Origin of the sequence: Rhizobium sp. AAP116 (assembly GCF_001295785.1) — a bacterium.
Lineage (GTDB): Bacteria > Pseudomonadota > Alphaproteobacteria > Rhizobiales > Rhizobiaceae > Allorhizobium.
This window is the reverse complement of record NZ_LJIB01000032.1, coordinates 1-12,693: the sequence shown is the minus strand read 5'-3', so window position 1 is coordinate 12,693 and position 12,693 is coordinate 1. Positions and strand designations below refer to the sequence as shown.

General features: G+C 63.0%; 16 protein-coding genes. 8 read left to right on the top strand and 8 right to left on the bottom strand.

The features are described 5' to 3' along the window. Positions 1-60 precede the first annotated feature (60 nt). From IP85_RS18740 to IP85_RS18715, 5 genes are all read right to left on the bottom strand, one after another. The gene (locus tag IP85_RS18740; protein ID WP_054151194.1) at positions 61-741 is read right to left on the bottom strand and encodes a GntR family transcriptional regulator; all 681 of its coding nucleotides are present in this window, start codon (positions 739-741) and stop codon (positions 61-63) included. A gap of 341 nt (positions 742-1,082) precedes the next feature. Further along, positions 1,083-1,397 carry a type II toxin-antitoxin system RelE/ParE family toxin gene (locus tag IP85_RS18730; protein WP_054151190.1) on the bottom strand — a complete coding sequence of 105 codons (315 nt, stop codon included), beginning with the start codon at positions 1,395-1,397 and terminating at the stop codon, positions 1,083-1,085. Next, positions 1,384-1,629 (bottom strand): type II toxin-antitoxin system ParD family antitoxin, encoded by a 246-nt coding sequence (locus IP85_RS18725; protein ID WP_054151189.1) that lies wholly within the window; start codon positions 1,627-1,629, stop codon positions 1,384-1,386. Before IP85_RS18725 ends, IP85_RS18730 begins: the two co-directional genes overlap by 14 nt. Positions 1,630-1,691: 62 nt before the next feature. Then, complete coding sequence (locus tag IP85_RS18720) at positions 1,692-2,036, bottom strand: antibiotic biosynthesis monooxygenase (RefSeq protein ID WP_054151188.1); 345 nt, start codon at positions 2,034-2,036, stop codon at positions 1,692-1,694. Next, a complete protein-coding gene (locus IP85_RS18715) occupies positions 2,033-2,362 on the bottom strand; it encodes an NIPSNAP family protein (RefSeq protein ID WP_054151187.1) in 330 nt (109 codons plus the stop codon). Before IP85_RS18715 ends, IP85_RS18720 begins: the two co-directional genes overlap by 4 nt. A 168-nt stretch (positions 2,363-2,530) precedes the next feature. Here IP85_RS18715 and IP85_RS18710 point away from each other — a divergent pair, with 168 nt between their 5' ends. The 4 genes from IP85_RS18710 (at position 2,531) to IP85_RS18695 (ending at position 5,040) form a co-directional block, all read left to right on the top strand. Further along, complete coding sequence (locus IP85_RS18710; RefSeq protein WP_054151186.1) at positions 2,531-3,217, top strand: winged helix-turn-helix domain-containing protein; 687 nt, start codon at positions 2,531-2,533, stop codon at positions 3,215-3,217. 85 nt (positions 3,218-3,302) lie between these two features. Further along, a complete protein-coding gene (locus IP85_RS18705) occupies positions 3,303-3,647 on the top strand; it encodes a multidrug efflux SMR transporter (RefSeq protein WP_054151185.1) in 345 nt (114 codons plus the stop codon). Further along, complete coding sequence (locus IP85_RS18700; protein WP_054151184.1) at positions 3,647-4,237, top strand: TetR/AcrR family transcriptional regulator; 591 nt, start codon at positions 3,647-3,649, stop codon at positions 4,235-4,237. The genes IP85_RS18705 and IP85_RS18700 overlap by 1 nt, the downstream gene beginning before the upstream one ends. A 113-nt stretch (positions 4,238-4,350) precedes the next feature. Continuing rightward, entirely contained in the window at positions 4,351-5,040 is a 690-nt protein-coding gene (locus IP85_RS18695; protein ID WP_054151193.1) for an HAD family hydrolase, read from the top strand. A gap of 20 nt (positions 5,041-5,060) precedes the next feature. On the opposite strand, the gene IP85_RS18690 is transcribed toward IP85_RS18695, so the two are convergent. Together IP85_RS18690 and IP85_RS18685 are read right to left on the bottom strand one after the other, a co-directional pair. Continuing rightward, the gene (locus IP85_RS18690) at positions 5,061-5,981 is read right to left on the bottom strand and encodes a diacylglycerol kinase family protein (RefSeq protein WP_245280908.1); all 921 of its coding nucleotides are present in this window, start codon (positions 5,979-5,981) and stop codon (positions 5,061-5,063) included. Between the two features lie 178 nt (positions 5,982-6,159). Continuing rightward, positions 6,160-7,524, bottom strand: coding sequence for an LLM class flavin-dependent oxidoreductase (locus IP85_RS18685; protein WP_054151183.1), 1,365 nt, complete (start codon positions 7,522-7,524; stop codon positions 6,160-6,162). A 128-nt stretch (positions 7,525-7,652) separates the two neighbouring features. On the opposite strand from IP85_RS18685, the gene IP85_RS18680 reads away from it, so the two are divergent. After that, positions 7,653-8,234, top strand: a complete 582-nt coding sequence (locus IP85_RS18680; RefSeq protein ID WP_197278029.1) for an XRE family transcriptional regulator — start codon at positions 7,653-7,655, stop codon at positions 8,232-8,234. A 36-nt stretch (positions 8,235-8,270) separates the two neighbouring features. On the opposite strand, the gene IP85_RS18675 is transcribed toward IP85_RS18680, so the two are convergent. Then, positions 8,271-8,825, bottom strand: coding sequence for a hypothetical protein (locus IP85_RS18675; RefSeq protein ID WP_054151181.1), 555 nt, complete (start codon positions 8,823-8,825; stop codon positions 8,271-8,273). Positions 8,826-9,128: 303 nt separating this feature from the next. On the opposite strand from IP85_RS18675, the gene thrC reads away from it, so the two are divergent. From thrC to IP85_RS18660, 3 genes are all read left to right on the top strand, one after another. Then, complete coding sequence (thrC, locus tag IP85_RS18670) at positions 9,129-10,535, top strand: threonine synthase (protein ID WP_069041958.1); 1,407 nt, start codon at positions 9,129-9,131, stop codon at positions 10,533-10,535. A gap of 20 nt (positions 10,536-10,555) precedes the next feature. Then, the gene (locus IP85_RS18665) at positions 10,556-11,854 is read left to right on the top strand and encodes a pitrilysin family protein (protein ID WP_054151179.1); all 1,299 of its coding nucleotides are present in this window, start codon (positions 10,556-10,558) and stop codon (positions 11,852-11,854) included. Positions 11,855-11,915: 61 nt separating this feature from the next. Next, positions 11,916-12,527, top strand: a complete 612-nt coding sequence (locus IP85_RS18660; RefSeq protein WP_054151178.1) for a GNAT family protein — start codon at positions 11,916-11,918, stop codon at positions 12,525-12,527. Positions 12,528-12,693: the final 166 nt, after the last annotated feature.

The following is a 12,693-nucleotide window of genomic DNA, read 5'->3' as shown; positions in this document are numbered from 1 at the left end:
GCTTTGCGGCGCCCCCCCCCCAAGGGGGAGGTGGAGTGCGGCGGAACGGCTCGGCGACGCTCACCCGACGATCGCAAAGCCTTCCGTCTCGGCGCGACCCGGCACCGGCATCGGCGCGCGGCCGATCCATTGGACGTGGCGCTCCAGGATGCGGGCGGCTTCCGATGCGTCGCCTGATTTCAGGGCTTCGAGGATGGCGCGGTGGTCGTGGTCGGTGCGGGCTTCCCAGGTGGCGCGCCAGGCGACGAAGAGGAAGCGGGCGGAGACGGCGTGGAGATCGTCGATGACCGACAACAGGCGCGGCATCCCGCAGGTCGAGACGATCAGCCGGTGGAAGCGGCGGTTGGCCTCCTCCCAGGTGCGCACATCCTTGGCATTGTCGGCGTCGGCGGCTGCCCGTTCGGCAGCGGCCAGCACATCCGGGGTCAGATTGGGGGCGGCGTGGCGAAGCGCCAGCACTTCGAGGGCCGCGCGCATTTCGGCGACTTCGCGCACCTGCTTCAGGTCGAAGCTTGCGACCCGCACGCCCCGACGGGGCAGCGAGACGACCAGGCCTTGCGCCTCCAGCCGGCGGAAGGCCTCGCGCACGGGCACATGGCTTGCGCCGAATTCCTCGGCAATATGGTCCTGCCCCAAACGCGAACCGGGCACGAGTTCGCCATGGATGATACGCTCCGCAAGCGCGCGGCTGATGCGGCTCGCCACCGTGTCCTTCAAGGAATCGTCGCGGGTCTTGGGCATGCGGTCATGCATAGAGCCGTTCATTTTCAAATGGAAGCCGTTCTGCCGGAGCAGGTTTTTGTCGGGGCAGCGACGATCGGCGATGCGCATACCCTGGGGTATGGGCGAGACGATCGCCGCTGATCCCGGCGGAAAGATGCCCGGCCCTTCGGGTTGGCTGGAACGGGTTGGCTGGAACGGGCCGCCTGATCGCCCGGCTGGCTTGGCCGTATGCTACGGCTACGACGCGCGCCAGCCAGGCGACCATCCGACTCCGTTTCAGCCAACAGAACTGCTGCCATTTGAAAATGAACGGCTCTAGTCAGCGGGGCATGGCTTGTCGAGGGAGGGGAAACATGACCTCACTCCAGAGCGCGCAGAATGGCCTGCCAATCCTGCCGACCGCCGAGAATACGCAGGATGGTGACCTGCCCTTCCAGACCCACATAGACGATCAGATGACTGCGATAGGGATAGATCCGGACCGGCGGCATAAACTCGAGACGTTCGCGAAACAGCGTTGGAGACCGAGCAACCCGGTCGAAGGCCTGCACGAGTTCGTCGAGATAGCGATCGGCCTGATCGGCGGACCAGGTTCCCGCACCATAGGCCCAGACGGTTTCGAGGTCACGCTGAGCCTCAGGCGCAAGGGTGTAGCGGGCGCTAGCGGGCGCCATGGCTCTCGCGCATCCGCCGCTTGAAGGCCTCGGGATCGAAGGGCTCCGGCGGGCCGCTTTCGATCCCCTTGGTGATGGCGGCCTGAAGCTGGTCGAAGGCTGCGAGACGCTCCTGATCCTTGCGGATCAGGTCGCGGATATAGTCGCTGGCATTGCCGTAGCGGCCGCTCTCGGCCTGACGCTCGACCCAGGCCTTCATCGGATCGGGAAGGGATACGTTCATCGTTGCCATAGTCTGCCTCCAGTGATGCAGACAAAATGGCGCGGATGGCAAAGTTTGTCAAAACCCCACCCTCACCCATGCCTTGCGCGGCTATCCTCCGGCGCCTCGGCCCGGTCTTCGAGACCGTAGTCGCGCAGCACTTGGGCGACGCGCAGGCGATAGGCGGCGAAGACGCCGCCCCTGCCGGCCGCTTGCGCGGCGCGGTGTTCCTCCGTTTCGCGCCAGCGGCGGACGGCCTCTTCGTCGCGCCAGAAGGAGAGCGACAGGAGCTTGCCACGGGTCGACAGGCTCTCGAAGCGCTCAACGGAGAGGAAGCCGTCGGCCGCCTCCAGTTGGGCGCGCAGTTCACCGGCCAAATCGAGATAGCGGTGGCGTTCTCCGACAAATGGCACCACCTCGAAGATGACGGCGATCATGGCTGGACTTTCGACGATGGCGAGCTGGAGACATTCTTCAGGAAGAGGCGGTCCTCCTCCAGGATGAAGCGGGCGTTCCTGGCGAATTCATAATTGGCCTTGCCGAGCGGATCGGCAGCAAGCTTCGCGCGATAGGCTTCATAGGCCGCCAGATTTTCGATGTGGTAGATGCCGTAGGCCGTGGTTGCCGAGCCCTCGTGCGGGGCGAAGTAGCCGACCAGATCGGCGCCGCAGCGGGGGATCGCCTCGCCCCAGTTGCGAGCATAAGTGGCGAAGTCGTCGCGACCGAAGGGGTCAATGCGGTAACGGATGATGCAGGTGATCATGGAGAAACTCCTCGTTTGTTGCGAGGTGGGCTTGCCACGGCACCGACGCCTGATGCTTCGATCGGGGTCGAAGTTTTGCCCAACCCTTTCCTTCAACAGTTCGACCGGGACCGAAGCATTGGCTACACTTGCGATGCAGACTGCGCTTTCTAACGGGGAGAACATCATATGGCGGAAGGACCTGACATCGCGCGCATCGCTTCACTGATCGGCGATCCGGCGCGCTCGAACATGCTCTTGGCGCTGATCGGCGGCAAGGCGTTGACCGCGACGGAACTTGCGGGCGCGGCAGGCGTGACGCTGCAGACGGCGAGTTCGCATCTGTCGAAGCTCGAAGAGGGTGGCCTCCTCTCCCAGCGCAAACAGGGGCGGCATCGCTATTTTGCACTGGCCGACGGTCATGTCGGGACGATGATCGAGAGCCTGATGAGCTTTTCAGCGACGCGCGGGCACCTGCGCCACCGCACCGGGCCGAAGGAGCCGGAGCTGCGCAAGGCGCGGATCTGCTACGACCATCTGGCCGGCGATTTTGGCGTACGGATGCTGGACAGCCTGGTTGGGCAGGGCGCAATCCGGGCGGAGGACGAGGCGCTGACGCTGACAACTGTGGGCGAGAGCCTGCTCGAAGGTCGCGGCCTCGATATCGGCAGCCTTAGAGCCAAGCGACGCCCGCTCTGCCGCGCATGCCTCGACTGGAGCGAGCGGCGGACGCATCTCGCGGGCGCGCTGGGGGCGGCGCTGCTCACACATTTCCTCGATCGGGGACTGGCGCGGCGGGTGGAGGAGAGCCGGATCATCCGGTTCTCACCCGAGGGCGAGCGGCATTTTCTCAAGTGGTTTCCCCTGCCCGACTGAGTTCGACATGCATGCGTCACAGGCACCTTGAAAAGAAACCAACCATACGGTATCTTTTAACATTCTCTTTTCCGGAGCCCCGTCCATGAACCCCACACTGACCGCCTATGGCGCGCTGGCTGCCGCCATCGTGCTCGAAGTCATCGGCACGACGTTGCTACAGAAATCGGCGCAGTTCACCAAGCTTCTGCCGACGGCTGGCATGGTGATGTTTTATGTCGCCTCCTTCTACCTTCTGTCACAGGCGCTGAAGGGCATGCCGCTTGGCATCGCCTATGCAATGTGGGGTGGGCTCGGCATCGTGCTAACCGCTCTGATCAGTGTGTTCTACCTCAAGCAGAGCCTCGATCTGGCCGCGCTTGTGGGTATCGCCCTGATCGTTGCCGGCGTCATCGTGATGAACACGCTGTCGAGCACGGTGTCGCACTGATGGCGGCCTCTCCCTCGCGCGGAGACAAAACGCTTTCCGCGCATCACCGCAAGAAACAGCCGGAGCAGGTGCGCCGGGCTTTGCTGGACTGCGCCGCCCAGATTGCGGCCGAACAGGGTGCGTCGGCCATCACGATCCAGGCGGTCGCCGAACGGGCCGGCGTGACAAAGGGCGGGCTGCTGCATCATTTCGACAGCAAGCAGGCGCTGCTGGCCGCCGTCTTTGAGGATCTTCTCGACAAGATGGATCAGGAAATCGACCGGACTCTGGCGGATGATCCCGCGTCGCGCGGACGCTTCACGCGGGCCTATGTGCGTGCCTGCTTCTCCGACCGCCTGCTGGGCGACCGCAGCCTCTGGGGTGCACTGTCGGTCGCAATCGTCTCGGAACCGGCGCTGCGCGCGCTCTGGTCGGCCTGGCTCGACGGGCGCATGGCGCGGCATGCCGAGACCGACGGCGATCCAAGGCTGGTTGCCGTGCGGCTTGCAGCGGACGGCGTCTGGCTCGCTGACATGATGGAAAAGGCGGGCGGGCTCAAACGTTATCCGCAGGATTTCGAGGTCGTGCTGCTCGCGATGGCTGAGGCTTGAAACTAGACGGCCATGCGATGTTCGGCACGGCAGCCGTGCATGACGCGTGATTGTCCTCGCCCTCCCGATCGTGTAGGGAGCGACTTTCCCTGGACCACATGACGGATGTTTCCATGAGCGGCTTCGACCTCACCCTTTTCGATTGCGACGGCGTGCTCGTCGATTCCGAGATCATCGCGGCCAAGGTCGAATCGAAGCTTCTGACGGAAGCGGGTTATCCGATTTCGGTCGAGGAGATGGGCGAGCGCTTCGCCGGCATGACCTGGAAGAACATTCTGCTGTCGATCGAGAAGGAGATCGACATTCCGCTCTCCGCCAGCCTGATCGACAAGTCGGAACAGCTGCTCGACCAGAAGCTCGCCCGCGAGGTGAAGGCGATCGAAGGCGTGCAGTATGCCCTGGCGCGTCTCGCCGGTCCGCGCTGCATCTGCTCCAATTCCTCCTCGCATCGTCTCGACATGATGCTCTCCAAGGTCGGCCTCAAGGAGTTCTTCGCGCCGCATATCTATTCGGCCAAGGATCTCGGTGCTGACAGGGTCAAGCCGAAGCCGGATATCTTCCTGCATGGTGCCAAGCAGTTCAATGTCAGTCCGTCCAAGTGCGTCGTCATCGAGGACTCCGTGCATGGCGTACATGCGGCACGCGAAGCCGGCATGCGCGTCATCGGCTTTACCGGCGCCTCGCACACCTATCCCTCGCATGCCGACCGGCTGACAGATGCCGGCGCCGAGACCGTGATTGCCCGCATGCAGGATCTGCCGGGCGTGATCGCCGCCATGGCCGAGTGGGAAGGCGCGTTTTAATCGTCCGAAGAGCGACCTGTTCAGGTCTTGATGGTCAACGCCAAGGGCAGGATTTCTGCGACGAAAGCGCCCCGGATCGGCATTTCGCCGTCGATTTCCACCGGGAAACGCTGGGGATCACGCGGCCGCACCTCGACGCGACGTCCTTTATGAAAACTTAAGAGCGGATGGCCGACATGGCCGGCGGAATGCAGGCGTCCCAGTAAATTCAGAAGGCCGAGGATCTTCTCCTCGCGCATCACGGCAATGTCGAACAGGCCATCGGCGACATCGGCATCCGGCGTGATGTGCATGCCGCCGCCAAACCAGCCGCCATTGGCAATCGCTGCGATTGCCAGCCGCCCCTGATGCACCTGCATGCCATCGATCAGCACTTCGAAATCATATGGACGATAGCGCAGGATCGCGCGTGCCGCATGGACAAGGAAGCGGAGGGGGCCGTTCAAGATGCGTCTGCGTCCAGGCGCATTCACAGCATCGACGATTTCGCCTGAAATGCCGACACTGGCGATATTGGCAAAGTGGCGACGCTGCTCGTTGCCGGCAGCATCGCGGCTGACGAGCAACCCGGCGTCAATCTTGCGGACAGGGGCGTTTGCGATGTGTTCTGCGAGGGCTGCCGGATCGCTCGGTAGCTTGAAGTTTCGGATGAAATCGCAGCCCGTGCCGATCGGCAGAAAGGCGAGCGGCATCTCGGGGCGCGACGAGGTCAGCACACCATCCACGACGTCGCTGATCGTGCCGTCACCGCCGGCGACCACAACAACGTCGTAAGGCCCCACTGCCAGCTCGCGGGCGAGCCTTCGCGCGTCCCCGCTGGAGCGGCTTTCATGGATTTCCAGATCCGGGAAACGATGGCGGAAGGCGGCAAGCAGGGGAGCCCATTGCTTCTGGCCTGCTCGGCCGCCCGCAATGGGATTTCTCACGACAGCAATTTTCAACAAGGCCTCCCTGGGGACACCGCCTTAGTGGCCCACTCCCTCTCAATGCCAGCGCGTGCATCCCGAGGGGGCAGGCATGCTCCGCCATGTGGCTTGCACGCTAGCATCCGCCGAGCAGAGAGAGCAAGGCGAGGCACCGGCCCGGACCGATGCATTTCACAACATGCGAAAGACGTGATCAGCCCCGCTGATGCCGGTGGGTGGAGGCAATGTGGCGATCGGTCAGACGGGCGTTGCCGAAGAGCTTTTCCCGCAGCGGCCCTTCGCGGTATTCGGTCTTGTAGAGACCTTTCTCCTGCAGGCGGGGAACGACCAACTCGATGATGTCGTCGAAGCATTCCGGCACGACCGTGCGCGACAGGTTAAAGCCGTCGACGCCGGTGTCCTCGACCCAGTCCACCAGCCAGTCGACGACCTGATCTGCGGAGGCGACGAGTGGCGGCTGGCGGCTGCCGAGCACCATCTGTTCGATCAGTTTGCGCTTCGTCCATTGCGGCCCGGCCGCGCGGTCCATGGCCTTGATGTTGGAGGTGATCGCCTGGCTCTTGCCCGTCTCGACCGGTTCGTCCATGTCGAATTTGTCGAAGTCGATGCCCATCGAGGCGGCAGCATGGGTGAGCGCGGCCTCGGAGCTCACGTACTGGCGGTAGTCCTCGAACTTTTCGCGGGCCTCCTTTTCGGTGCGGCCGGTGACGATGGTGGCACCAAGGAAGACCTTGATGTCATCGCCTTGACGCCCCAGTCCCTCGGCACGTGCCCGGATGTCGGAGACGATCTCGCGCACGCCCTCCTTCTTCTGGCCGTTGACGAAGACGCATTCAGCGTGGGTTGCGGCGAACTGTCGGCCACGCGGCGAGGAACCGGCCTGATACAGCACCGGCGTGCGCTGGGGCGAGGGTTCGCAGAGGTGATAGGCATCGACCTTGTATTGGCGTCCATGATGATGGACGGGATGGACACGCTGCGGATCGGCATAAACCTTTGCAGCCTTGTCGGCCACCACGGCTCCGTCTTCCCAGCTCCCTTCAAGGAGCTTGTAGATCACCTCCATGTATTCATCGGCGAGGTCGTAGCGATCGTCATGGGCCATCTGGCCGTCGAGGCCGATGGCGCGTGCGGCACTGTCGAGATAGCCGGTCACGATGTTCCAGCCGATGCGGCCACCGGTCAGATGATCGAGCGTCGCCATGCGGCGGGCAAAGAGGAAGGGCTGTTCGTAAGTGAGGTTGGCCGTGACGCCGAAGCCGAGATGGCGGGTGGCCGCGGCCATGGCCGGGACCAGCATCATCGGATCGTTGACCGGCACCTGCACGGCACCGCGAAGTGCTGGCGCCGGACTGCCGCTCAGAACGTCGTAGATACCGACGACATCGGCGAGAAAGATGCCGTCGAAGAGGCCAGCTTCCAAGCGCTTCGCGTAGTCGGTCCAGTATGCGAGGTTCGTATATTCCATCGAGCGATCTCGCGGATGGCTCCAGAGACCCTGCTGGATATGCCCGACGCAATTCATGTCGAAGGCGTTGAAACGGATTTCGCGTGCCATGCTCGTGTTCGTCCCTCTCTTTTGTCGACAGGCGGCGACTTGTGGATGCGCCGTCATCTATCGTATGCTCCTGTCCACTATAGAAGACGCGGCCGGAGAATTTGGCAAGGGTCGAGATGAAAAACACGGTGCAGAGAAACGATGTTCACGACGAGGACCGTCAGGCGCGGGCCATCGCCGAGCGTATCCGGCTGGAGCGGGAAACACGCGGCTGGTCGCTTGCCGAGCTTGCGGCGCGTTCGGGCGTCTCCAAGGCAATGATCAGCAAGGTGGAGCGCTGCGAGGCGAGCCCGACGGCGACCGTGCTCGGCCGCCTCTCCGGCGCCTTCGGGCTGCCGCTCTCGGTTCTTCTTGCACTGGCCGAACGCGAGGGGGATCGACTGGCGCGCCGGGACGAGCAACCGCTCTGGATCGATCCGGATACGGGCTATACGCGGCGGACGCTTTCCCCCGGGAATGGAGGCCAACTCGAACTGTTGGAAGTGGTTTTGCCGCCCGGTGTGCGAGTGCCCTACCCGGCCTCTGCCTTCAGCTTCCAGCACCAGCAGATCTACGTGCTCGAAGGCCGCCTCGACTTTATGGAAGGCACACGCAGCCATCAGCTATCGACGGGTGACTGCCTGCAACTCGGCGCGCCCAGCGATTGCGTGTTCGTCAACGCCAGCGACCACGCAACCCGCTATTTGGTGGCCCTGACGCGTCGGGGCTAGGCGCCGATCTTCAGATCCGGCGCCGTCCTCGGGAACTTACTTCTTCTTCGGCTGTTCGAAGCCGATGAAGACGCGGGCCGTGCCGGAGATATCGCCGGGAACGGTTGCCACCTTGCTGTAGATGAACTGCGTCGGCTGGTTCACATCGGCAAGTGTGACGGCATACTGCTCGACTTCGTTGAAGACTTCCTGACCGCCATCCACGACGGTGACCCGCACCGGCAGATTGATCGTGCCGGCCTTGCCCTGCGGGCCTGCGACGAGTCGGCCCTGAACAAGCGCGTTGATCGTCAGTGATGTTTCGGTGCGAGCGCAGGAGCGCGTGGTGTCGGCGAGCGAGGCCTGGAAGATGACCTGCTCGGCATCGCCGTCCTTGCCGCGCGCATAGGTACGATAGGCGGCGGTTCCGTCACGCAGTGAAATCTGTGGGCAGAAGCCCTGCACGAAAGCCTGCTGAGTTGCGGCTGCAGCCGCGTTGCCTGGCTCCGACGGCGAAAGGCCGAGGCCGCTGCCGAGGCTGCCGGCGTTGCAACCCGAAAGAACCATCATCAGCGAAACGGCGATCACACCGCGCGACACGTTTACAGACACGAGACTTCACCTTCCGCATGCTCGGCCCAAGGCCGAAAAACAGTCAAACTTGAGGCTTTTCAGCGCCCTCGCGGATGGTCTATACCAGCGGCCACGACAAAAATCGATTGGGTAGCCGGCAATTTGCTTCAATTTTCGATGGACCTTCGAGAGCCGGCAGGAGTCTCGGTATCAGCGCGTGAATGCACGACTGCCGGGCTTGCGAAATCCTGGCCGGTGCACTGGCGCAAACGGGCAAACCTCTTTATCCGAAACGCCATAGGTTTGACGGCGGCTTCGGCTCCGAATTCTTGAACTTTAGGGATAAGCGACGTGGAATATGTTTCGACCCGCGGCGAGGCTCCGAGCCTCGGCTTTTGTGACGCACTTCTGGCAGGCCTTGCCCGGGACGGCGGGCTCTATGTGCCGCGCGAATGGCCGCAGATGTCGAAAAAGGCGATCCGCGGGTTGCGCGGCAAGTCCTATGAAGAGGTCGCCTTCGAGGTGCTCCTGCCCTTTACGAACGGGGAGATCGAGCCCGACACCTTCCGCGCGATGATCGACGAGGCTTATTCGACCTTCAAGCATCCGGCCGTCGCACCGCTGGTGCAGACGGGGCCGAACTCCTTCGTGCTCGAACTCTTCCATGGCACCACGCTCGCCTTCAAGGACGTGGCGATGCAGCTGCTCGCCCGCCTGATGGACCATGTTCTGGAAAAACGCGGCGAGCGGGCAACCATCGTCGGCGCGACCTCAGGCGACACCGGTGGGGCCGCGATCGATGCCTTTGCGGGTCGTGCGCGCACCGACATCTTCATCCTTTTCCCGCATGGCAAGGTTTCGCCGGTGCAGCAGCGCCAGATGACCTCGTCGCAGGACGAAAACGTGCATGCCATCGCCGTCGAAGGCAATTTCGACGACTGCCAGAACCTGGTAAAGGCGATGTTCAACGACGTACCGTTCCGCGATCGCGTCGGTCTTTCCGGCGTCAACTCGATCAACTGGGCGCGCATCATGGCGCAGGTGGTCTACTACTTCACCTCTGCAGTCGCGCTTGGCGCCCCCGACCGGAAGGTGTCGTTCACGGTTCCCACCGGCAATTTCGGCGACATCTTCGCCGGTTACGTCGCCAAGAAGATGGGCCTGCCGATCGACAAGCTGGTGATTGCGACCAATGACAATGACATTCTGGCGCGCACGATGAAAACCGGCCGCTACGAGATGAAGGGCGTCTCGGCGACCACCTCGCCGTCAATGGACATCCAGATCTCGTCGAACTTCGAACGCCTGCTGTTCGAGGCCTATGGGCGCGATGCTTCCGCAATCCGTTCGGCGATGGAGGGACTGAAGCAGTCCGGCGCCTTCGAGATCCAGCCGGAAGCACTGAAGTTCATCCGCAAGGATTTCCGCGCCGGGCGCGCGACGCAGAAGGAAGTGGCGAAGACGATCCGCACCGTTCTCGACGAGACCGGGTACCTGCTCGACCCGCATACGGCCGTCGGCGTGCATGTGGCAAGCAAGTTCGAAAAGCCGCAAAGCCCGATGGTTGTGCTGGCGACGGCCCATCCGGCCAAGTTCCCGGCGGCAGTAAAATCGGCCTCCGGTATTGACCCCGCGCTTCCGGCGTGGCTTGCTGATCTGATGGACAGGGAGGAGCGCTTCGAAGTCCTGCCCGCGGAACTGAAAGCCATCGAAAGCTTTGTCAGCAAACAGGCGCGAGCAGTCAGGTAGGAAGTGCGGAAAGACGGACCATGAATGTTGAATGCACCCGGCTTCCATCGGGTTTGACTGTCGTAACCGAGAACATGCCCCATCTGGAAAGCGTGGCTCTCGGAACCTGGATCAAGTCCGGCTCGCGTAACGAGACCGAAGCCGAGCATGGCATTGCGCATCTGCTCGAGCACATGGCGTTCAAGGGTACGAATACGCGCACGGCCCGGCAGATCGCCGAGCAGATCGAGAATGTCGGCGGCGAAGTGAACGCCGCCACCTCGACGGAAACGACGTCCTATTACGCCCGCGTGCTGAAGGACAATGTTCCGCTCGCTGTCGATATTCTCGCCGACATCCTGACCGACAGCGTCTTCGACGAGGAGGAACTGGAGCGCGAAAAACACGTCATCCTGCAGGAAATCGGCGCAGCCGACGACACACCAGACGACGTGGTCTTCGACCGTTTCTCCGAACAGGCCTATCGCGGCCAGACGATCGGCCGCAGCATTCTTGGCACGCCCGAGACGGTGCAGTCCTTCTCCAGCGACCAGATCCGCGCCTATCTGTCGCGCAACTACACGACCGACCGGATGTTCGTCGTGGCCGCCGGCAAGGTCGACCACGATGCCTTCGTCAAGCAGGTGGAGCAGCGTTTCGCCTCGCTGCCGACAAAGCCGTCTGCGACGCCGGTGATGGATGCCGCCCACTACACCGGTGGCGAGTCGCGTGAAGAACGCGACCTGATGGATACCCAGGTCCTGCTCGGCTTCGAGGGCAAGGCCTACCACATGCGCGACTTCTACTGCTCGCAGATCCTCGCCAACATTCTCGGTGGCGGCATGTCTTCGCGGCTGTTCCAGGAAGTGCGCGAGATCCGTGGCCTGTGCTATTCGGTCTACGCCTTCCACTGGGGCTTTTCGGATACCGGCATTTTCGGCATCCATGCCGCGACCGGCGGCGAGAACCTGCCGGAACTGGTGCCCGTGATCATCGATGAGCTGCGCAAGGTCTCCGACCGCATCGACCAGCAGGAAATCGAGCGTTCGCGGGCGCAGATCCGCGCCCAGCTTCTGATGGGCCAGGAGAGCCCGGCTGCCCGCGCCGGTCAGATCGCCCGGCAGATGATGCTCTACGGACGCACCATTCCGAACCAGGAAATGATGGAACGGCTTGCCGGCATCACCACCGAACGCCTGACGGACCTTGCCGGTCGGCTGTTCTTCGACACGGTTCCGACGCTGTCGGCCATTGGCCCGGTCGATCATCTGGTTCCGCTCGACGATATCAGAGGCGCGCTGACGACACAGCCTGCCGGTATCCGCAAGGCCGTCGGCTAAGGGCCGCCGGCACAGACTGCGACCGGCGGGGACCCCGCCGGACATCGCTTGGGGATTGACGATGACGCGCTCGGTGTTTCGGTTTCTGTCCCGGCAGCCGGATATGCCGGAAATCACCAGCGAACGACTCCTCCTTCGCCTGCCCCGCTTCCGCGATTTCGAGCAATGGCACCAGCTGCGCAAAGAGAGCCGTGCCTTTCTGCAGCCATGGGAGCCGTCCTGGCGCACCGACGAGCTGACCGAGCGCGCGTTTCGGCAGCGTGTGCTGCGTAATGAACAGGAATTTCACTCCGGCATGGCAGTGCCCTTCTTTGTCTTCGATCGGGCCGAGGACACCTTGCTGGGCGGGCTCACCATCGGTCTCATCCGCCGAGGAGCGGCACAAAGCTGCATGATTGGCTACTGGATGGGCGAACGTCATGCCGGCCAGGGCCACATGTTTGCCGCACTTCAGCTGGCTATTCCCTACATCTTCGGGCCACTCGAGTTGCACCGTATCGAAGCAGCCTGTATTCCGGACAACGTCAACAGCCTGAGGCTACTCGAAAAAGCGGGATTTGAGCGGGAAGGTCTTTTGCGCGATTATCTGAAAATCAACGGGGAATGGCGCGACCATCTGCTGTATTCCCGGATCGGCGGCCATAAGGCGCGGAACGGCAAGACGCCCTCATGACGAATACCCGAACCCTTTCGCGCGCCGTGCCGCGCCTCGCCGCCCTGTGGATTGCTGCGCTTACGACAGCATATCTGTGCCTCGCCGCATCGGCGGCATTCGCCGTCGAGCCGGTGAAGATTGCGCGCGACGACACTGCCCTCGACCTGACGGCAACCACCGAGAT

Bases quoted from the DNA above. Each gene is read 5' to 3' on its own strand.
- IP85_RS18740 (WP_054151194.1), bottom strand. From the start codon at position 741: ATGCCCAAGACCCGCGACGATTCCTTGAAGGACACGGTGGCGAGCCGC.
- IP85_RS18685 (WP_054151183.1), bottom strand. From the start codon at position 7,524: ATGGCACGCGAAATCCGTTTCAACGCCTTCGACATGAATTGCGTCGGG.
- IP85_RS18720 (WP_054151188.1), bottom strand. From the start codon at position 2,036: ATGATCGCCGTCATCTTCGAGGTGGTGCCATTTGTCGGAGAACGCCAC.
- IP85_RS18705 (WP_054151185.1), top strand. From the start codon at position 3,303: ATGAACCCCACACTGACCGCCTATGGCGCGCTGGCTGCCGCCATCGTG.
- IP85_RS18660 (WP_054151178.1), top strand. From the start codon at position 11,916: ATGACGCGCTCGGTGTTTCGGTTTCTGTCCCGGCAGCCGGATATGCCG.
- IP85_RS18710 (WP_054151186.1), top strand. From the start codon at position 2,531: ATGGCGGAAGGACCTGACATCGCGCGCATCGCTTCACTGATCGGCGAT.
- IP85_RS18715 (WP_054151187.1), bottom strand. From the start codon at position 2,362: ATGATCACCTGCATCATCCGTTACCGCATTGACCCCTTCGGTCGCGAC.
- IP85_RS18700 (WP_054151184.1), top strand. From the start codon at position 3,647: ATGGCGGCCTCTCCCTCGCGCGGAGACAAAACGCTTTCCGCGCATCAC.
- IP85_RS18665 (WP_054151179.1), top strand. From the start codon at position 10,556: ATGAATGTTGAATGCACCCGGCTTCCATCGGGTTTGACTGTCGTAACC.
- IP85_RS18730 (WP_054151190.1), bottom strand. From the start codon at position 1,397: ATGGCGCCCGCTAGCGCCCGCTACACCCTTGCGCCTGAGGCTCAGCGT.
- IP85_RS18725 (WP_054151189.1), bottom strand. From the start codon at position 1,629: ATGGCAACGATGAACGTATCCCTTCCCGATCCGATGAAGGCCTGGGTC.
- IP85_RS18695 (WP_054151193.1), top strand. From the start codon at position 4,351: ATGAGCGGCTTCGACCTCACCCTTTTCGATTGCGACGGCGTGCTCGTC.